Raw genomic sequence first — 20,454 nt, forward strand, 5'->3', positions numbered from 1 at the left:
TTTTTCACGCCTTTGGCTGCTTCCACGCGAGTCACTCGGCATCGTTATCCCCAGACACCCCGGGCTCCAAGACATCACTGAGGGCTTGCGAACTGGGATCGGTAGGACATTGATCGGAAGTGCCGTCTGATGTTCCAGGGTGGGCCTTACGTTCACTTAAATAAAAGAGAACGGGTACTGCCATTCTCGAGAGCAATAACGACGCAACTTCTCCTGCCATCAATGAAATGGCGAGCCCCTGAAAGATCGGATCGAACAGCATAACGGATGATCCAACGATCACCGCCGCCGCCGTTAGCAGCATCGGACGGAACCGAACAGCTCCGGCATCGACAACAGCCTCGATCAGCGGCATCCCGTGGGACATTCTAAGCTGAACGAAATCGACGAGAATTATGGAATTTCTAACCACGATCCCGGCTCCCGCAATAAAGCCGATCATTGATGTGGCAGTGAAAAATGCTCCCATCAGAGCGTGGGCGGGCAAGATACCGACGAGTGAAAATGGTATCGCTGCCATTATCGTAAGCGGCGTCTTGAACGACTGGAACCAGCCGACGACGAGAATGTAGATAAGCACCATCACCGCGGCAAAGGCGATACCCATATCGCGAAAGACCTCGTAGGTGATGTGCCATTCGCCGTCCCATTTCATCGAATACTTGTCGGTCAGGAATGGCTGCGATGCGACATAGCGTTCGAGTGCATAGCCCTCAGGCAGCTTCATGGCGTCCACCTTTTCGTTCAGTCCCAGGATCGCATACACAGGACTTTCGATGGCACCGGCAACGTCTGCGGTGACGTATACGACCGGCATCAGATTCTTGTGATAGATACTCTTGTCGTTCTTTAGTTCCTGAACTGTTACGAGTTCTGAGACCGGAACTAGATTTCCGCGGTTCCCTACAACCTTTATGCTCTGAATATCGGCGATGCTTGAGCGGTCGGCTTTCGGCAGGCGAAGGTTAATGTATGCGTCTTCCTTTTCGTTCGGCAGATGCAGCAGGCCGACATTCATACCGTCCACGGCGACACGCATCGTTTGGGTTATCTGCTCGGCGGTTATGCCGTTCATTGCTGCTTTTTCTTTGTCGATCTTAAGGCTGTATTTTGTCTGGTTATCCTCTACATACCAATCGACGTCAACGACGCCGTCGGTTTGTTCAAGGATGTCGCGTATATTCCGGGCGATCTCGATCTGTCTTTCATAGGCGGGGCCGTAAACTTCGGCAACTATGGTCTGAAGAACTGGCGGGCCGGGCGGAACCTCGGCTATTTTGACGTTCGCACCATATTTCTGTGCGATCTGCTGCAAGGCGGGGCGAACACGTTTTGCAATGTCGTGACTTTGCAATGAGCGTTCATCTTTCGAAAGTAGATTGACCTGAATATCCGCGACATTTGATCCTCGACGCAGGAAATAGTGACGGACCAAGCCGTTAAAATTGTATGGCGCCGATGTGCCGACGTACATCTGATAATTGACAACCTCGGGCATCGTGCCGACGAATCCTGCGAGTTCGCGGGTAGCGGCTGCCGTCTGTTCGAGCGTCGAGCCCTCCGGCATATCGACGATCACCTGAAACTCGCTCTTGTTGTCAAACGGCAGCATCTTGACCTTGACTGCCTTCAAAGCGACCAAAGACATTGACGCGAGCAGCAGAAAGACTACGCCCCCAAGAAAAACGTAACGCCACTCCGGCCGACAGATGATGCGGTTCATCACCTTTCGATAGAGTCGGGTCGTATAGCCCTCTTTTCCGTGTTCGTGTTTGACGTCACGCTTGAGCATTTTCAGGCTCGCCCATGGCGTTACGACAAAGGCTACAAGCATCGAAAATACCATCGCCGCTGAAGCACCGATCGGTATCGGCCTCATATACGGCCCCATCAACCCGCCGACAAACGCCATCGGCAGGATCGCCGCCATTACTGCAAAGGTCGCGAGGATCGTCGGGTTACCAACTTCGTCAACTGCGGCGACCGCGATGTCGACAAGCGGCCGCCCCTTGTTTTCGGGCAGATTGTAATGGCGCGTCATATTTTCGACCACAACTATGGCATCGTCGACCAAAATGCCGATCGAGAATATGAGTGCAAAAAGAGTTATGCGATTGAGCGTGTAGCCGTAAAAATAAAAGACGGCGAGCGTCAAAGCTAAGGTCACCGGTATGGCGATCGCCACAATGCCCGATTCGCGAATCCCGAGTGCCAGCATGATCAGCACCGAAACCGACGCGATGGCGATCAGCATATGCAGGAGCAGTTCATTCGATTTTTCGGCGGCGGTCTCGCCGTAATTTCGCGTTTCTGTAACCCGAATATTATTGGGGATCGAAGCTCCTTTAAGCGACGCGACCTTAGCGAGGACCTTGTCCGCGATCTCGATCGCGTTTGTGCCTTTTCTTTTTGAAACTGCGATCGTGACCGCCGGATCGACGCCGTTTGTACCGCGTTCGCCGTACATAACGTAGTCCGCCGGCTCTTCCGGCCCATCCACTATCGATGCTACGTCACGCAGGAACACTGGCCGGTCGCCAAAAACACCAACTACCACGCTGCTGACATCGTCAGCGGTCGCCAAAAAATTGCCCGTCTCGACAAGGACTTCGCGGTTTTGCGATGAGAAATTTCCCGATACCTGCTGCTGGTTAGACTGCTGCAGCATCGGGATAATGGCGGCTGGCGCGATATTACGGGACGCCATTTTTGCGTCGTCCAGCAAAACGCGGACCTGCCGCCGCTGTCCGCCGATGATCTGCACATCGGAGACATCTGTTACTTCTTTTATTTGGTCGCTGACCTGTGCTGCAACCCGCCGGAGCAAAAAATGATCGTGATCTGCACTCGACAATGTCAGGGCTAGGATCGGCACATCGTCGATCGAACGCTGTTTTACAAGCGGTGATGAGGCTCCGAACGGAGTTTGATCGACGTTGGAAAACAGCTTTTGATTGAGATGGACGAGTGCATCCTCTTCATTCTGTCCGACCTTGAACCGCACAATAACGATCGAAGCTCCGGGCGATGAAGTTGAATATATATACTCGACACCAGGAATCTCCCACAGCAGTTTTTCGATCGGCTTGGTCACACGCTGCTCGACCTCGTCGGACGAAGCCCCGGGCATCTGCACCATTACATCGACCATCGGTACGATGATCTGCGGTTCCTCTTCGCGCGGCAGCATGACGACGGCGCCGATACCGAGCAAAACGGACGCTGCAATGATCAGCGGGGTCAGCTTTGACTGGATAAATGCTTTGGCGAGTTTGCCTGCGATGCCGAGATCTTTCATTTTCTTACCTGACCTTTGTGCCGTCGCTCAGTTTCTCGATTTCAGAGTTTGCGATCTCGTCGCCTTCATTGACGCCCGACAATATCTCAGTCATTCCCTCAGATGTTTTACCTGTGGTAACGATCCTGAACTGAACCTTCCCATCGCCTCCGACCACATAGACACCAGTCAATTGGCCGCGCTGCACGATCGCCGTTTGAGGTAATGTAATTGCTTCCTTTTGTGCGATCGGGAACCTTGCGAGGCCGTAAAGCCCGGTCCTTAACGCCGGATTTGACGGCAGATCGATCTTGACTGTATAGCTGCGGCTCGCTGCATCGGAAGTTGGCATGATCTCGGCGATCGTGGATATAAATTCGCCTTCGCCGAGAGCATCGATCCGCACAGATACGCGCCCGCCAACACGGATCGATCGCGAACGCGATTCCTCGACGGCGGCTTCAAGCCGGTACTGCGAATTGTCCTCTATCGATAGAAGTGGCGTTCCGGGAGCTGCGGTCGCCCCGGCCTCGGCGAACTTCTTAACCACAATTCCCGAAACCGGCGAAACGATCTTCGAATAGCCTGCATAAACCTGTGTATTCGCGATCTCAGCTTTCGCCTGATCGATCCGGGCGTTTATCTGCTTGTTCTTTGAGAGTATCGTCTGCACATTCGCACGAGCGCGTTCGAGTTCTGAGGTTGACGCGCTCAACCGCGATTGAGCCTCATCAAATTCCTGTGCGCTTGCGGAACGACGTTCGTACAGTTCCTTATATCTGGCGAATGTCTTCTCCGCGAGTTGCTTATTTGCCTCGGCTGTCCGTACACCGGCATTGGCACTGTCAACCGAACGTGCTACCTCAACGAGTGATGCCTGAGCCTCTTTCAGTGCGGCCTGAGCTCTTGCAAGTTGAGCTTTACTCTCACTGTTATCGATCTCAACCAGTACCTGGCCGCGGGAAACAGTGTCTCCCTCAGCCGCCGGGAACGAAATGATACGGCCCATCATGTTAGCCGAAACCTGAGTCGTTGTTTTAGCCTTGACGGTGCCTGTAGCTTCGTAAAAATCCTCGATAGACGAACGCGATACCTTTACGATCGTTACGTTCTTCACTTCGGCCGCCGCCGGCATTTCTGCGTCAGGGACCTTTTCCTTGCTGCACGAGGCGGTAAGGATGGCGAACGTCACAGTCGCCGTTATCAATGCAATTTTCGTTTTCATACCTTCACCGTCTATTCAAAAAGCCGTGTGTCTGTCAGCCGTCCCGTCGCCAGCAGCAAGGACGCATACGAGACATAATATTCATACCGCGCTGTCAAAAGGTTGTGTTTCGCCCGGACCAAGGCCGACTCGGATCTGATCACCTCGTTAAAAGTTGTCAATCCAAACTTGTAGCGGTCCTGGACGATCCTCAGGCTTTCTTCTGCCTGAGTTATGCTCTTGATCGAAACCTGGATCTTTGCCTTTGCCGTCTTATGGTCCTGAAACGCTCTTACTACGCCGAGGCTGATCTGATTTGCCAATACACTTCTTTCGCTTTCTGCAAGCGTTTCAGCCTCGGCCGCCTGCTCGTTCCTAGCCTTGCGGCCTGCGTCAAAAAGTGTGTACGTCAGGCTTACCCCAACCGTATAATCCGTACTGCCATTCGCAATATAGGGTGAGCTGTAGCCAAAATTACCGAAAGCATCAACCTTCGGAAGCTTGAGGTCCTTAACCGCCTTGGTCTGTCGCTTTGAGTTTTTAATACTGAGTTCTGAGCTTAAATAATCAGGCCGGTTGGTGAGGGCAACACGGATCGACTCATCCTGATCGTCTACGGGGAAGTACTTTTCCTGAAGATCCCCAATGATCTCGCGCTGGAATTCCGGCTTGTCTCCCAGCAGCAAGTTTAATGCTGCAGTGGTTACGGTGAGTTGGCTCTCTGCCTCCAGCTTCTGCTGCCCGGCGTTTGCGAGTTCGACCTCGGCCGCCAAAAAATCAGCGTCCGTCGTCATACCGACATCAACCATATCTTTCGTCTTCTTGCGGTTAGCCTCAGCTGACCTGACAGCCTCTTCACTAACCCTTAGCATTTCCTTGCCGAGGACCGCACCGTAAAAGTTACGGACCACATCAAAGCGCAACTGCTGCCGGACTGCCTCAGCCTGCAGTTCGGCCTGACTCTTTGCCGTGGCCGCAAGCTCAACCCGAGCCTTAGTCTGATATTGGTCGAATAATGGCATTGAGCCGCTGACCAGCGAACGAAGATTTGTGAGTCCCTTGGGATTATTAAGCGAGTCGATCGCAAAATTTGACGTACCAAACCGCCCCTGTTCGAGCAGAGAGCCAAAAACGAATACTGGATTGTTGCTCCGAATGACCGACTGGCTAAACTGCACGAATGGCTGCTTTCCGGTTTTCGTTTCTTTTATTTTCAGATCCGCTATCTTCAACCGGGACTCCGAGATCCTTGTTTGTGGGTTTGTAGCCAGAGCCTTTTCAACAGCATCCGTGAGAGCCAGTTTTGGCGGGAAAATGCTCTGAGCCGAGATCTCTGATCCTGAAATGAGCAGCAAGGCCAACAGGAACAAAAAAGATGGCAGGACACGAAAGTTGGTATTTGATGGATGGGTGAACATAATAGCTCGCAACAAAAAAGTGTTTGATGAAGCTTCTTTAACACCCGCCATTCTCAGTATCGTCATCATCGGGCACCAGCCCGTAATTGCCGACTGCGCCAAATTAAGACCGACAAAGCCCGTAAAATAGAAGAAGTACGGACTGACCCAAAAGCCGAGTACAACACTCGCAAATACAAATACACCTGCTATCAGATCTATCATTTTTCCTATCGTCATATCGTCACCTCGAACCGAATTGAAACCCAATCCATAAATTACTATATAGTAATATAGTCCTATTGGGTGGCGAGTGTCAAGGTCAAAACGATTGGAATCCGATCGCAGAATGAATAGCTGAAAAAGGCTGCTGCCAATGAGGATGATGAGTACGTTGCGAAAGATGAATGCTTGCAGATATCAATTTGCAAACTAGGGTTGATAGAATTTAGTTGACAGCTATCGAGGAAAGATCTTGCGGTTCTATTTGGTTAGTCTGGTCAGCCACACCTTGTAAATAGCGTTGTTTGCTCTGCTCTCTCGTCCGCTATTACTGAAAAAAACGGTCTTTTGCGTGCTGTGGATCCCACCGATAATATGTCCGAGCAAAATGCGGTCAGCCTTGACCTCGTTGACCTTCACGATCTCATTTTCATACGTCGGCAAGTTTGAATTGACCAAAAACTCCGCTCCAGCTCCCAAGTATTCAGGTAGATCCGCGATCTTTGTTTCGATCATTTTCCCATCCTTTTCGCGACTGACCTTAGCTATCACTCGAGTAAAAGGAACGTCTTTGTTGCTAATTAGAGTTCCTGCATTTTCTTCATATTGGCTGATCCCACCGAAGAAAATATTCTCCATCTTCTGATCTTCCGCATCGTACAAGGCAACCTTTGCGCAATGATAGTGATTGAGATACTGGGTGAACGAACCGTTTACCGTATGTTTGTCACCGAAAACATCCACCGTATTTGTATAGGGCAAATTGGCACCGACCTGGAAAACGCCAGAAAATACTGTAAAGCCGGGAATATTGTTCGGAAAGATCTGAGGGAGCATATTGAAGTCTCGCCTGTGCAGATTTACCTGATCCGTCACGCCAGGGAGAATTTCGCCGGCCAAAGAAACGCCATCGTCCTTTATCCGAAATTTTCTTATTTGATTGCTGTATTGCTGAGAAAAGCCGGGTCCGTGGTCTGGCCCCATCGGATTGTATCGCCCGTCGAATTTTTGACCGCCGACCAAGTAGTATGTTTCGCCAATTCTCCCGATCTGTCCGCCGGTAACGGCGAAAGCAGGATCTGAGATCTGTCGAAAACACGGGGCAATTGACGTTCCCTTTTGGACAGCCAGGATCAAACAATCAACTTTCACGGCTGTTAATTTGTTGTGAGTGACGTGGTTACCTGTCGTCCGGCTGTAACCATAACCGCCGATCAGGTAGAGTGTTTTGCCACGCTGAATAAACTGCATGTTCGTAGATTGCAGTTGCTCATTCAGAGCGGGCGGCAGATCACTGACCTTTGAGCTCCAAATCTGCTTGGCTTCGGGATCGATTACCACGATATTTGTATTGTTCCCGCTTTCCGCAAATGACGCGAACGGCTGCATTCGGTGAAGCCCGTCGGTTCGTCCGCCGATCAGCAACCACTTACCATCTAGTTGTCCCGCGGCAAATGATTGCAGTCCCGTAAAACCGCCAATAACAAAAGGCTCTAGAGATATTGAATAACCGTTACCGACTGAATTCGCAGTCGTTATCTGATTCTTACTTAAAACCTGGGCGCAGGCCATAAAACTGCCTATAGTAAAAAACAAAAGCAAGCCTAAAAGGAACAAAGAATAATGTAGTTTCGATTTCATAATACCCAGTTGAAAAGGTAACCCGAAAAGACGATGCAAATGGTAACAACGCTGAAAAATATGGCGATCAGTTTTACTGTCATCACTTTTTTGAGCAGTAGCGCTTCAGGGATCGAAAGCCCGACGACCGCCATCATAAATGCAAGCGAAGTTCCGATGGGAATTCCCTTGCTGACGAAAACCTGAATAATAGGCACGATCCCGCTCGCATTTGCATACATTGGAACTCCCAGAATGACGGCAAGTGGCACCGCGTACCATGTGTCTTTCCCGATGTAGTTTTCAAAAAAACCCTCCGGAATGTAACCGTGCATCGCCGCACCTATTCCGATACCGATCAAAACAAAGGGAAAAACGCTTTTCACGATCCCGAAGGCTTCTTTGGCAATGTCGGGAATTCGCCGTAAAAAGGTCTTTCGTTCGCCGAGAAATGCTTCGCGTTCAGCTTCGGCCTTTTCCCAGATATCCCTCACCCAATCCGTCAAAAGGTATTCAAGTTTCAAAACGGATAGAATCAAGCCGCTAACGACACCGAGCAAAACGCCCGTTGCCACATAAATTATAGTAGTCCTCAATCCGAAAGAACCGAGTAAAACCGCGACCGCAACTTCGTTTACAAGCGGCGAGGTAACCAAGAAAGCAAACGTCACGCCGAGCGGAATTCCGCCCTTCACAAATCCAATGAAGAGAGGAACCGAAGAGCAGGAACAAAACGGAGTTGCCGCCCCAAAGATCGATGCAAAAAGATATTCGAGCCCGTAAAGTTTATTTCGAGAGAGAAAAGAACGAATTCTCTCGACCGGAAAATAGGCATTAACGATGCCCATTATGAACGTGATAACAAAGAGCAAGATCAGGATCTTGACGGTATCGTAGACGAAAAAATTCAGGGCATCGCCAAGGTGGGATCCTTTTTCGATACCGAAAACGCTGTAGATCAGCCAATCGGCGATATGTTGCAGCCAATCAAACATTGGTTAGGCGAACATTGCCTTGATCTCATCCTTGCTCGGCACTTTCCCGCGAATCATCACCTTCTCGTCCAAAACAACCGCAGGCGTAGACATCACGTCGTAGGCCATTATTTGCTGGATGTCTTCGATCTTTTCAACATTTGCCGAAACTCCCATTTCGTCGAGTGTTTCGCGGATAACCGCTTCGGTTTGTTTGCATTTGGCACAACCCGTGCCGAGGATCTTAATTGTTCTCATTTTTTTGCTCCTTACTTTTTCGAACTTCAAGGTCACGAATTTGTTTCTTATTCCAGTATTACCTTCACCACCAACATCAGTCCCAGGCCGATGATAAACGAAACAAAATGCTTGATATTAGCAATCAGGCTTTCGTGCTTATTGACTTCAGGTATAAGATCCGAGGCACCGATGTAAAGAAAATTCCCGGCAGCGAACGGTATCAGGAAAGATACGTCAAATTGTGACGAAACCGCGAATACAAGAAGCCCACCGCCGAAAAACGTCAATGAAGAAAGGAAATTGAATACCAAGGCCTGACGCTTCGACCAGCCGCCATACAGAAGGACACTCATGTCACCCAACTCTTGCGGTAACTCATGCAGCGCCGCCGCTAAAAATGCGGCCATTCCCAATCGAACATCCAATAGGAAAGTGCCGGCAATCGCCATCCCGTCGATAAAATTGTGGACACCGTCGCCGATGAGGATCAGGTAGGTTAATGGCTTTTTGCAGGCCGTCTCAGCTCTTCGGCAATGATGCCAGTGCAAAAACTGCTCGATGGCAAAAAATAGAGAAAATCCCGCAAGCACCCAGATAAATACGGTAAGATCGATCCCTGCTTTCTCTAAACTTGCCGGGATCAAATGAAAAAACGCCCCTCCGATAAGGGCACCGGCCGAAAAAGCAACGAGCGGCAAGAGAAACTTTTCGAGCCGTTCGCCCAGCAGAAAGAACGTTCCACTGCCGACCAGTGCGATCGCACTCATCAGGATCCCGCTTGCCAGGATCCACAGAAAAATTTCTAAGCCGCTTGGCATATGTTGAGAAGTGCCTATCAAATACTGTCGATCGCTCGCCGCAATTTTTCATTCACAGACAAGGCAAAGCTATCGAGCTTTCGATTGTCAGTCACCGCGAGCATTTTCCTTGCATCGATGGCCGCGACAACGGTTTCGCCGTCCTTCTCGTAAACAACAACGTTACAGGGCAATAGAAGTCCGAGTTCGATCTCCTCTTCGAGAGCCTGATACGCCAATGAAGGATTGCAGGCGCCGAGGATGACATAGCCGGGAAAATCGATGTCGAGCTTTTCTTTGAATTTCTCCTTCAGGTCGATCTCGGTCAATACGCCGAACCCCTCGTCCTTCAGGCCGTTTTTCGTCCGTTCAAGAACGGACGCGAACGAACCGTCGACATTCCTCCGAAATGCATATCCGCTTTCTTCGTGTTCAGTCTTATTTGCGATCTCTTCGATCACCCAGGAGCCAAAATACGTAATACGTTGACCGCCATTTTTATGCATCAGGTCGGAAACCGCCGTCTTCTGCTCGCGATCGGAAACTACGACTCCGACAAGGAAGTGTCCGGCGTGAAGTTCCTTCTGGTAATACTCCAGATAACTGTGCTCCGCGCTCAATGCCAAAAAATATTGGACAAGTGACGCCCAAAATCCGTGCTTCTCATTCGTGAAGTCAATTTCCTTTTCCCCGTCTCGCGAGCAAAACACAACGATCTTATCATCGTGGAGTCCAGCCTCTTTCAGACCCGTTATTAGACCGGATACCTGATCGGGTTCAGAGAAAACACCAAGAACTTTATGCGATGGGTATCGCCAGAATTCGGATCCGTCCGCCGAATCGAACGCTTTGCATAGAACCTCTGATCTTTCCATAACAACCTCCTTTCGCTATTTGTAGTTATCCTGTGGGGCGATCTTATCTTCATTTAACTTCGAATTTGATCTAGTACGCCGAGACTCGACGTCACATGCACCTCTCATTCAGGTGCTGTAGCCGAGTCTTGGCAGGATCACCAGCTGCAGCAAAAGCCAGAAGCCAAATATGCCGGCAATTATCAATAGTTCATACATAGTACCTATCTCCTTAGAATGGCCGCCCTCGTCCTTTCCCATTACCCATTCCGCCTTCGCTACAACGCGTGAAGGCAGGCAGGTGATTTTCTCGAGACGCTCTTTGAAGGCGAACGAATACCTCCTTGATATCGGATTCCTTCACAAACGCTAGGAACTCGTCATACAGAGCAATATTCTCGTTTTCTGCAGTGACACCGACCTTGCAAGATTCGGCTAATCCACTCGGAACCGCGATCTTTGCCGGATCGAATTCGTTCTTAGGCACATCAACCCTGTATTTGGCGAACAATGGAAGCAGAAGTGCCTCATGAGTTTTCTCGGCCTCGATGATGTTAATAAAAGGACGGGCTCCGGGGAATTTGTTCAGGACCGCTTGATAGGTCGCCTGAGCCCGTCGTTCGTCATCCAGCGCCAGAACTAGAGCCTTTTGAGTTTTCTCATCCAGCTTGTCGGACTCTGAGCCCTGAACTACCGTATTTGTTGGTAAATCTACCGCAGTATCACGCACCTCGGTCTTTGCGGTTGAGCATCCAATAAAAAGAAGTGTTGTTGTCAATATCACTAATAGTGTTTTCATAATCTTCTCCATTCTTACAGCTTAATATTACTATATAATTATAAAGTATAGCAACGTACGTCGTAAGGGAGATATTCTTGAAACCGGAACGTTTTCCTAATAGCGGAAGATTGTATCTTGAATAATACATCGCTAACGAGTAATATAGTAATTTAATGATTTCTGTCGTTTTGAATTTAATTATGACAAGTAAGGAACTAAGTGACGAAGCATTGCAGTTGATCGCCGGAAGGTTTCGGCTCTTATCCGAGCCGACCCGGCTTAGGATCCTGCATACTCTTGGCGATAAAGAAATGAGCGTTGGCGAGCTCGTGAATGCGACCGGGGCAAACCAGGCTAACGTCTCCAAACACCTCGGTGTTCTGCTCGAAGGCGGGATCGTTACCCGCCGGAAAGACGGTCTGACGGCGAATTACCGCGTTACGGACGAGACGATATTCGACTTATGCGATCTGGTTTGTACCCGGCTGAAAGATCAGCTTGAAACGCGCCAAAGGGCCCTTGCGAATATTTTTTAGCCCTAAAACAGTAAAGCCTGATAATTCTGAGAGTCTTACACCAGGACCCACCGCAACGGCCTTTCTGGACGGATCCCCAGTCAACTTAAAAAAGCCATAAAAAAGACGGCGAGAGTTCCCGCCGTCTAAAAAGACGAGTGTCCTTATCTCACTCCAACCCGACGAAATCCACGTTTGACAGGTTGGTGCTGATCGTCATCGTTTTGGGTGCAAAACGGTAGCGTTTCGACGCGACACTGATGATGTAATTCCCGCCTGCCTGAACATTGTCGAAGGTATATATACCAAACGAACTGGTCGTTGCCGTTTGCCTGACGCCAGCTGAATCGAACATCGAAACGACCGCATTGCGAAGCCCCAGTCCAGTCGGGGTTAAAACGCGGCCCGAAACGGTGACGGTGGACGATACCGGTGCAAAAGCCGCGACAAATGGAGAAAGGGAATTAACCCTGGCACAAACGGTACGGGTTGCAAAATCGGGGGCCGGACTATCTGGAGCCAGGATCGTGCGGTCCACGAGCTCACCGTTCTCACCGTGAAGAATCCGGACGAGCCCGAAAAGGGTGGTGTCTTCAACCCCATTTGCACGAAGACAAACGACGATCGGCGGAGTCACTGTCGCGGTCGTTGATATTTCGTATGAGGTGTTTCCACCCAAAAGCGTGAATCCTGAAGGCGGCAGGCCGGCTGTCATCGGATCGATCGGCGTAAAAGCAGTAATACCACCGTTTGCAACCGACGAAAAGTTGACGCTGCCGTTCCCAACAGGATTGATCGTCGTAACGTTCGTCCCCGCAGGCGTAAATGGCGTCGCCTCAGGCGTCGGAGTCGGTGAAACCGATGGCGTAGGGGTCGGTGTAACCATTGGAGGTGGCGTCGGAGTTGGGGTTGCAACCGGCGTTGGCGTCGGTGTCGGAGCACTTGCACAAGGAGCATTAAATGCCCAGTTAGTGCCGTTATTGCCTGAATCAATGCCGCCCGTAACGCCTGCGACTGCGGTGCCTGCCTGATCGCGGACGTCAACATTGACTAGCGCCATTGAGTTGCCGCTCCAGGCGCGTTGTGTGCCGTTTTCGCTGGAGCGGATCTGTATCCTGCTAGCCGAGGCACAGGAAGCGCCGTTTTCATTGAATTTGATCGCACCGTTGTTCGAGAGATTCGAGACGCCTCCCGACAAAGTGAGGCTCCCGGGTCCGTTAAAGTTGAGGAGGGCTCCGTTATCAACCTGAATATTAGTGTTGCCAGCCGGAGCACCAAAGGTGAGTGAAGAACCGGGCTGGATGTTCGTTGTGTTATTGATAATCTCGAGTCCAACGTTGCCGCTGTATAAGCCGTTTCCGCCGAGTGCATGTACGCCATTGTCCGTAAAACCTATACGGCTGAACGCACCGCTGTTATTGACAGTGCCATTATTGGTGAACGGGGCATTGAACGCTATGTTTAGTTGATTCCCAGCGAGATCAACGCTTGCTCCGCTGTCAATGATCAAGCCTGAGCCTCCGTTTTGGTTGGATATGTTCAGGGTACCGCTCGGCGAAAGTGACGCACCGGTACCCACGGTCCAACCAGATCTGAAGAGGCCCTCGCCCTGAGCCGTACCGCTGACGGTTTCGACGGGGGTAATGATGTTATTGGTAGCCTTGAGCCTCACATTACCCTGCGTTTTTAGCCCACCCGGACCGGTAATATCTCCCCCGGTCTTCTCGAAAATGACATAGTTTGGTCCACCGGACGGACCTGCGATCGTGAGTGGCCCGTTTTGCAGGTCCAACACTCCGTTTTCAAGTTGAATATTGACGTTGTTAGTTGCGCTGTTGAAGGTGAAATTTGCTCCTGTAGTAAAATGCCAGAATACATTCACATTCTGGAGTCTAAGGTTGCCGCTGTACGTGCCGGTCCCGGCGAACGTCTGATGGGCACCGCCATTGGCGGCAATAAGACGGTTGAAACCGCCGCTGTTGGCAAATGTACCGTTATTTGTGAATGTTACGCCATTGCCGCTGAAATTGAATTCGAAGCCACCAAGATCGAGCGTACCCCCATTGTTTATCGTGACGTTGAACGCGCATCGGTTTCCGTCGAGCGTGACGACGTGCCCGCTGTTGATCGTCACGCTGTCATTGCATCCAGGCACCGCAACGCCACCCCACGTGGCCGCATTGCCCCAGCTGCCCGATTGCGCACTTGAAAAGCATGTTGGGCAGGCTGGGGGCGTAGGTGTGGGTGTTGGAGTTGGCGTCGGCGTTGGAGTTGGCGTCAGAGTTGGAGTCGGTGTCGCGGTTGGCGTAGCCACCGGCTGCCAGTCGGGTTCGCCATCTTGTGCCATATTGTTCGTAAGGCGCGTCTGATTTGTGCCGATGGCGTCCATGACGTAGACTTCTGCGTTGCCATCACGGCTGCTTGAAAACACGATCTTCGTCCCGTCCGGCGCGAAAGCTGCGTCTCCGTCGTCCGCGGCATTGTTGGTCAGCCGAGTTTGATTCGATCCGTTGGCATCCATCGAGTAGATCTCGTAGGTGCCGTCACGGTTACTTTGAAAAGTGATCTTTGTGCCGTCCGGAGACCAAGCAGGAAACTGGTTGTTTAGGGCACTGTTTGTCAGACGGGTCTGATTTGCGCCGTTGGCGTCCATTACGTAGATCTCGTAGTTGCCGTCACGCAGGCTCGAAAACACGATCTTCGTACCATCGGTTGACCAGCTCGGTGCGTAATCAGTTCCCGTACTGTTTGTGAGGCGTGTCTGATTCACCCCATTCGCATCCATTACGTAGACCTCATAATTGCCGTCACGCGTGCTCGCAAACGCGATCTTCGTGCCGTCGGGTGACCAACAGGGATCTTCATCCGAGGCCGAATTGTTTGTAAGGCGAGTCTGATTCGCGCCGTTGGCGTCCATTACATAGACCTCATTGTTGCCATCACGTGTGCTGTTAAACGCGATCTTCGTGCCGGCGGGCGACCAGGCAGGACGATTATCCGACGCCGAATTGTTCGTCAGACGAGTCTGATTCGCGCCGTTGGCATCCATTACGTAGATTTCGCTGCCTCCGTTACGGGTACTCGTGAACGCGATCTTGCCATTGGCGAGTGTTGACACCCCTGATCCCTCACTGTTCGCGACGGTGAGGCCTGTCCACCACGATCCAGCTGCCGCTGCGCAGATGCTACCGACCACCGTGGCGGCCACTATTATTTTGCTCCACCAAAATGCCTTCGTCCTCTTCATCTCCCTGCTCCTCCCCTGGAAAAACGATCCGATCTGCCGTACAAGGCGTAATACGGCAACAAATTAGGTCAAAAAACTTAAACTAAATCTGTAGATTTGGCGTTTAGGCGTATAATTCAGGGAACCTATATGGATGATGCGCAAGATGTCACGCAGATGCTAGAGGCCATCGGCTCTGGGGACGAGGCTGCTCCCGAGCGGTTGTTGCTTCTTGTGTATGACGAATTGCGCCGTCTCGCTCATGGTTACATGAAGAACGAGCGTAGCGACCACACGCTGCAGGCTACGGCACTCGTTCACGAGGCCTATATTCAGCTTGTTGACTGGAAGAACGTGTCATGGCAAAATCGTGCCCACTTCTTTGCCGCCGCCGCTCAAATGATGCGAAAGATACTTGTCGACTACGCCCGCGAGAAGAATGCATTGAAGCGCGGCGGCGGCCTGCGAACGATCGCGCTTGATCAGGCCGTCAGCTTTCCAAACCGCAGCGAGGTCGATCTGTTATCCATTGACGACGCTCTGAACGAACTTGCGACTTTCGATCCGCAGCAGGCAAGGATCGTCGAACTCCGTTTCTTTGGCGGCTTAACGATCGAGGAAACCGCCCATGCCCTGGCCGTCTCTGATTCGACAGTGAAACGTGACTGGCAGATAGCAAAAGCATGGCTTTTCAATCGGATGAAAGCTTGATGTATGGACGCGGAATTGTGGAAACAAGTCAAAGACATCTTCTCAGAGATCGTTGATCTCCCGCCGTCTGAACGTAAAAATAAACTCGATGTTGCCTGCAACGGTAACAATGACCTTCGGGTCGAGATCGTCGCTCTGCTGAGTGCAAACGGCGAAGTCGAAAACTTCATCGAGGCACCCGCATTTGCCGTGCCGGACGCTCTGCCGATCGATACGGGATCGGCGGAAAACAAGTTGATCGGACAGTACAGGATCGTACGCGAGATCGGACGAGGTGGAATGGGAACGGTGTTCCTTGCTACGAGGGCGGACGGTGAATTTCAGCAGGAAGTCGCTATCAAGGTTGTCAGCAGTGCTTTCCTCGGCCGAGAAAGTATTCGGCGCTTTAGACAGGAAAGGCAGATACTGGCCGGTCTGAATCACCCGAATATCGCCCGTCTGCTTGACGGCGGGGTTACCGATGATGGGTTGCCTTATTTGGTGATGGAATACGTCGCTGGCGACCTGCTGAACGATCACGCCGAAAAGCATGATCTCTCACTCGATGATCGCCTACGCATATTTTTGAAAATTTGCCGCGCATTTGCCTATGCCCACGGCAACTTGATCGTTCACCTAGATATTAAACCCTCAAACATTCTTGTGACACCGGGCGGTGAGCCTAAGCTTCTCGATTTTGGCCTCGCAAAAATAGCCGACATCGAGAATAATGCGTTTCGGACCTCAACGGCCTTTCGCGCACTGACCCCCGCCTATGCCTCGCCGGAACAATTGCGAGGGGAGCCAATATCAACTGCTTCGGATGTTTATTCTCTCGGCGTTGTACTTTACGAACTGCTAACCGGATGCCGTCCATTTGGTTCGGAGCCAATGCCTTTCGAGAAAATGATCCATGAGGCGTCGACCGTTGAACCGGAAAAGCCGAGTTTGAAAGTGCTCAATACTTCAACCGGTAGGGATCGGTTAACCATAAAACGGCACCAATCGCTAAAGGGCGACATCGATAATATTGTGCTCATGGCGATGCGAAAAGAGCCGGCACGGCGTTATCGCTCAGTCGAGCAGATGGCCGAAGACATCGACCGCCACCTGCGCGGGTTGCCGATCAGAGCATCAGAAGACACTTTTGCCTATCGGAGTTCAAAATTTATCAAACGACACTGGATCGGTGTTGGGTCGGTGCTCATGATCGGCATGATTCTGATCGCCGGAATTATTACAACAACATGGCAGGCTCGAGTTGCCAGCAGGGCCCAGGAGCGATCTGAAAAAATGAACGCTTTCCTCCAGAGCATCCTCAGCTCGGCCGCTCCCGAGGCAAAGGGCGCAGATGTGAAGGTCAGGGACGTGCTCGCAGAAGCGTCGAATCGAGCAAGGCTTGAATTGGCTGACGATCCGGCAGCATTGGCAAAGATCCTGCTTGCCCTCGGCAGAACATACGTGAGTCTCATATTGTACTCTAACGCCGAAACCGCCCTGCGCGATGCAGTTACTTTGAGCGAAAAGGCAAATGGACCTGATCACCCGGTTACGGGTTCAAGCCTCGCGTGGCTAGGAATGGCACTTGCATATCAGGCCAAATTCGAGGAAGGCTCCGCTGTTTCCGAACGGGCTGTCAAAATTGCGCGAAATGGATCGGGATCAAACGAAGATCTCGGATATGCCCTTTTCGGTTACTCAGCAAACGTGATGCAGAAGGGTGATGCGGCCGGAGCGCTAGCCGCGTCGACCGAGGCCTCCGTTCTCATTGGACTCGCCTTGGGGGAACAGCATGGATATTATCTTGCAACGTTGAATCAGACGGCTCTTGCGCATGAGGCGCTCGGACAATTGGATGAGGCGGAATTGATATTTCGGCAAACGATCGCCAGGGGCGAAGGCCTCGACCCGCGGTTTCGAATTTATATCGCTCAGGCCGCCGGTTTCCTGGGCCGGATCCTTATAGTAAAAGAAAGGTATGGCGAGGCGGAAACGTGCCTGGATCAGGCCGAGGAAGTATACAGGGACGTGTTAGGAGATCCGAACCCAAATATCGCCTATTTAAAACAGATGTCCGGAAAGATGCATATCTTGACCGGCGATCTGGATAAGGCGATTAAAGACCTACAAACATCGGTGGACATTTTTTCGGCAACACGACGCCCTGACAACCCGCTTCTGCTTCAGTCAAAGGCGGCACTTGGCCTCGCATTAGTGAAGCGCGGACGACTGGACGTCGCTGAAACGCAACTTCGTGATGCAAAAACTGCAGCCGGCACACTGCCACCCGAAAACGAGCTCCGAATTGAGATCGACAGCGCGTTCGGCGAATGTTTGACCGCCCAAAAAAAGTTTGCTGAAGCTGAGTTCCTGCTGCTATCCGTTCGCTCCGCACTTCAAAACCAAGCCCGCCTTGCCAAGCAGTCCTTTGAGAATGAGAAACGCCTGTCACACCTATACAAAAAATGGAACCGTCCACCAGATAAACCGAGATAGGCTTAACCGGGGACCCTTTCGTTATTGAAGAAAGGAATTCGGGTCAGACTCGCGATATTGCGATTTAAAAATACCCGATTGGCGTCAACGAGAATCGTAATAACGCGAGAATGACCTTATTTTCTATTTTCTGCAAGATATCCCATCTTGTCCCCATCTTGGTACCCATCGAGAGAAAATCGACGTCGAAGCAAAACTCATCAGATTTGGCACCAGCGCGCCGCGGAACTTGGTGTTTTCCGGTCCCGGAAAACGTTTGACCAATCTTGGGAATTGCTCTACCAATCTCGGGTTTTAGTGTGACCAGAGCGGGATAGTCCTTTGACCAAAGTCAGTAACGACGGCGGTTTGGCGGGGTTTGGGGTGGAAATGGGAAAAATTGGGGTTTGACAAAAAATTTCACTCGGATCCCGGTCCGCGATCGCAATCAAAATTAAGATACCGGTCCTTAGGGTTTTCATCTTTTTGGCTCCTCAAGTTTTTATTTCGATCTGGTCATTCGCAAGCAGAAACTCTTCACCGTAAATGAACCTACTGCGATTTTCTTCCTCTGACTTTTTCGGCTGCTACTCCACGGTATTTTTGCATTCTTTCATCTGCGTTTGGATGAGATCATCTACTCTATTCCCTACGGCGAAGAAATCTCCCTTGGGGCGCGTTCGTTCTTTTCGTTTGTTCTCTGCGCATCCCAGACAATGCCGAAGGAAGCCCCGATAATAAGCAGTAGACTAAAAATGGTTATAGCTATTTGAAATCTCTTTGACATGATAATTATATAAGTCTCCTCGTATCAACGATCTTTGTTGGTGATTACCACTTTTACCCGCCAAACAATTACTTGAGGCGGAAATTGATAATCGGGTTTCATTACTCGTTTCTCCTTTGACTTGATTTATCGTTGATTTAAACCGTCGCTGCGATGTTTAGCTTCTTGGCAATGAGTTTGACGGTGTGAATTTCCTCGTCGCAGATCTTCACGCCGCCCGCCGGAAAATTGGCCGATCCGCCCGACGCTTCGGCAATCCGAGTGCAGTCGGCAAGCACATCGAATTTACGCTGACTTTTTTCGTCCGCGTCGAGATGTTGCCAACGCTGCCGCAGAATGTCGAGCGATAGGTCGTAAAACTCGTCCGTCGGATGCAATTCAAGCCATTCCGCCAGTCGTTGATGGGCCGTTGAGCCGTCCTTTATCCCCATTCGCGCGGCCGCCTCAAAAACAAGATGTCGTTCGCGTTTGGTCACTCTGCCCTCGGCCCAGGCGGTTTTAACGAGAGGTACGAGCGGAATCAATTGGGCATAGTCGTCGAGAGTTGCCATACCCTCGGCTTCCCGGAAATACTCACCGTTAACAGCGGGTTCCTCAATCCCCCTTTGAGTGTTTTCTATTTCCAGCCTGGCAGCGACGATTTTCTTAATATCAGCCTCCACAGCGACCTCCTTTGCTTTTTCTAGTTGATTAGCGAGAAACAGCAGCGCTTCTTCCTGGTTTATGGTTATTCTTTCGCCTCGGAGAAACTCGATTACGCTGTCAGAGCCTTGCTCGGCGACGAATTGGGCCTGGCTTAGAAGGCCAAATGATACGAGTTTTCGACTATCATCGGGCAGATCTTTCAACAATCCTCCAAATGCATCCCACATTGCGTCGACCTTTGACGGAGCCGGACGCGAAAGCAAATCCTCCATCAATTCACGATAGCCGTCGGAAGTCTCGACCAACCCATAAACCCCAGCCGCCTGGACGATCGGATCCAATTCGCCCCGAGTTATGCGTCCGTCCGACCAGGCGATTTCGACAAGCGGCATGAGCAGAAGGGATGAATGGTTGTAAATTCGTGCCCGTTCAGCAGCCTCGCCGCCGGACACCTTTATATCAACCGACATCAAAATCGTTTTCAATCGCTCGGCCCACTCAACAAAGGCTTTTTTCATGGCAATGTGCCGTTTATACTCCCTAAATCCTCGTACAAAAAATGAGCTCATTTTAATTTCTCCTATAGCCCGTGCTGAAGGGCGATTGTGCCTGTCGCCAGAAAGAACGATTGCTGAACGGCTCCGTGCCTGAGACGCATTTGTTCCGGCTGAAAAAACGCAAGATCTTGGCTGCTCAACTTAGGGTGGACTAGTTGGGTCTAATGCCTCTTCGAAGCTGTTTGTCCTAAAC

14 protein-coding genes are annotated in these 20,454 nt (G+C 51.0%); 3 read left to right on the forward strand and 11 right to left on the reverse strand.

Annotated features, from left to right (window positions below; genetic code table 11):
* Nucleotides 1–31 precede the first annotated feature (31 nt).
* From IPG22_07585 to IPG22_07625, 9 genes are all read right to left on the reverse strand, one after another.
* Complete coding sequence (locus IPG22_07585) at nucleotides 32–3,298, reverse strand: efflux RND transporter permease subunit (protein MBK6588139.1); 3,267 nt, start codon at nucleotides 3,296–3,298, stop codon at nucleotides 32–34.
* A gap of 4 nt (nucleotides 3,299–3,302) precedes the next feature.
* Entirely contained in the window at nucleotides 3,303–4,502 is a 1,200-nt protein-coding gene (locus IPG22_07590; GenBank protein ID MBK6588140.1) for an efflux RND transporter periplasmic adaptor subunit, read from the reverse strand.
* A gap of 11 nt (nucleotides 4,503–4,513) precedes the next feature.
* Nucleotides 4,514–6,118: a TolC family protein gene (locus tag IPG22_07595; protein MBK6588141.1), complete on the reverse strand. Its 1,605-nt coding sequence runs from the start codon at nucleotides 6,116–6,118 to the stop codon at nucleotides 4,514–4,516.
* A gap of 243 nt (nucleotides 6,119–6,361) precedes the next feature.
* Entirely contained in the window at nucleotides 6,362–7,672 is a 1,311-nt protein-coding gene (locus tag IPG22_07600) for a T9SS C-terminal target domain-containing protein (GenBank protein MBK6588142.1), read from the reverse strand.
* 65 nt (nucleotides 7,673–7,737) lie between these two features.
* Entirely contained in the window at nucleotides 7,738–8,715 is a 978-nt protein-coding gene (locus IPG22_07605; GenBank protein MBK6588143.1) for a permease, read from the reverse strand.
* A gap of 3 nt (nucleotides 8,716–8,718) precedes the next feature.
* A complete protein-coding gene (locus tag IPG22_07610) occupies nucleotides 8,719–8,952 on the reverse strand; it encodes a TM0996/MTH895 family glutaredoxin-like protein (GenBank protein MBK6588144.1) in 234 nt (77 codons plus the stop codon).
* Nucleotides 8,953–8,999: 47 nt separating this feature from the next.
* A complete protein-coding gene (locus IPG22_07615; protein ID MBK6588145.1) occupies nucleotides 9,000–9,701 on the reverse strand; it encodes a ZIP family metal transporter in 702 nt (233 codons plus the stop codon).
* A 68-nt stretch (nucleotides 9,702–9,769) separates the two neighbouring features.
* The gene (locus tag IPG22_07620; GenBank protein MBK6588146.1) at nucleotides 9,770–10,237 is read right to left on the reverse strand and encodes a DUF302 domain-containing protein; all 468 of its coding nucleotides are present in this window, start codon (nucleotides 10,235–10,237) and stop codon (nucleotides 9,770–9,772) included.
* Between the two features lie 580 nt (nucleotides 10,238–10,817).
* Nucleotides 10,818–11,384: a DUF2202 domain-containing protein gene (locus IPG22_07625; protein ID MBK6588147.1), complete on the reverse strand. Its 567-nt coding sequence runs from the start codon at nucleotides 11,382–11,384 to the stop codon at nucleotides 10,818–10,820.
* 155 nt (nucleotides 11,385–11,539) lie between these two features.
* Between IPG22_07625 and IPG22_07630 the strand changes: the two genes are divergently transcribed.
* Nucleotides 11,540–11,902, forward strand: coding sequence for a winged helix-turn-helix transcriptional regulator (locus IPG22_07630; GenBank protein MBK6588148.1), 363 nt, complete (start codon nucleotides 11,540–11,542; stop codon nucleotides 11,900–11,902).
* A gap of 148 nt (nucleotides 11,903–12,050) precedes the next feature.
* On the opposite strand, the gene IPG22_07635 is transcribed toward IPG22_07630, so the two are convergent.
* Nucleotides 12,051–15,128: a PD40 domain-containing protein gene (locus tag IPG22_07635; GenBank protein MBK6588149.1), complete on the reverse strand. Its 3,078-nt coding sequence runs from the start codon at nucleotides 15,126–15,128 to the stop codon at nucleotides 12,051–12,053.
* Between the two features lie 129 nt (nucleotides 15,129–15,257).
* Between IPG22_07635 and IPG22_07640 the strand changes: the two genes are divergently transcribed.
* Both IPG22_07640 and IPG22_07645 read left to right on the forward strand, forming a co-directional pair.
* On the forward strand, nucleotides 15,258–15,818 hold the full coding sequence (locus IPG22_07640; GenBank protein MBK6588150.1) for a sigma-70 family RNA polymerase sigma factor: 561 nt from the start codon (nucleotides 15,258–15,260) through the stop codon (nucleotides 15,816–15,818).
* Between the two features lie 3 nt (nucleotides 15,819–15,821).
* A complete protein-coding gene (locus IPG22_07645) occupies nucleotides 15,822–18,293 on the forward strand; it encodes a protein kinase (GenBank protein MBK6588151.1) in 2,472 nt (823 codons plus the stop codon).
* Nucleotides 18,294–19,196: 903 nt separating this feature from the next.
* On the opposite strand, the gene IPG22_07650 is transcribed toward IPG22_07645, so the two are convergent.
* Entirely contained in the window at nucleotides 19,197–20,273 is a 1,077-nt protein-coding gene (locus tag IPG22_07650) for a hypothetical protein (protein MBK6588152.1), read from the reverse strand.
* Nucleotides 20,274–20,454 lie beyond the last annotated feature (181 nt).

The organism is Acidobacteriota bacterium, from assembly GCA_016703965.1.
In the GTDB taxonomy this organism is placed as follows: Bacteria; Acidobacteriota; Blastocatellia; order Pyrinomonadales; family Pyrinomonadaceae; genus OLB17.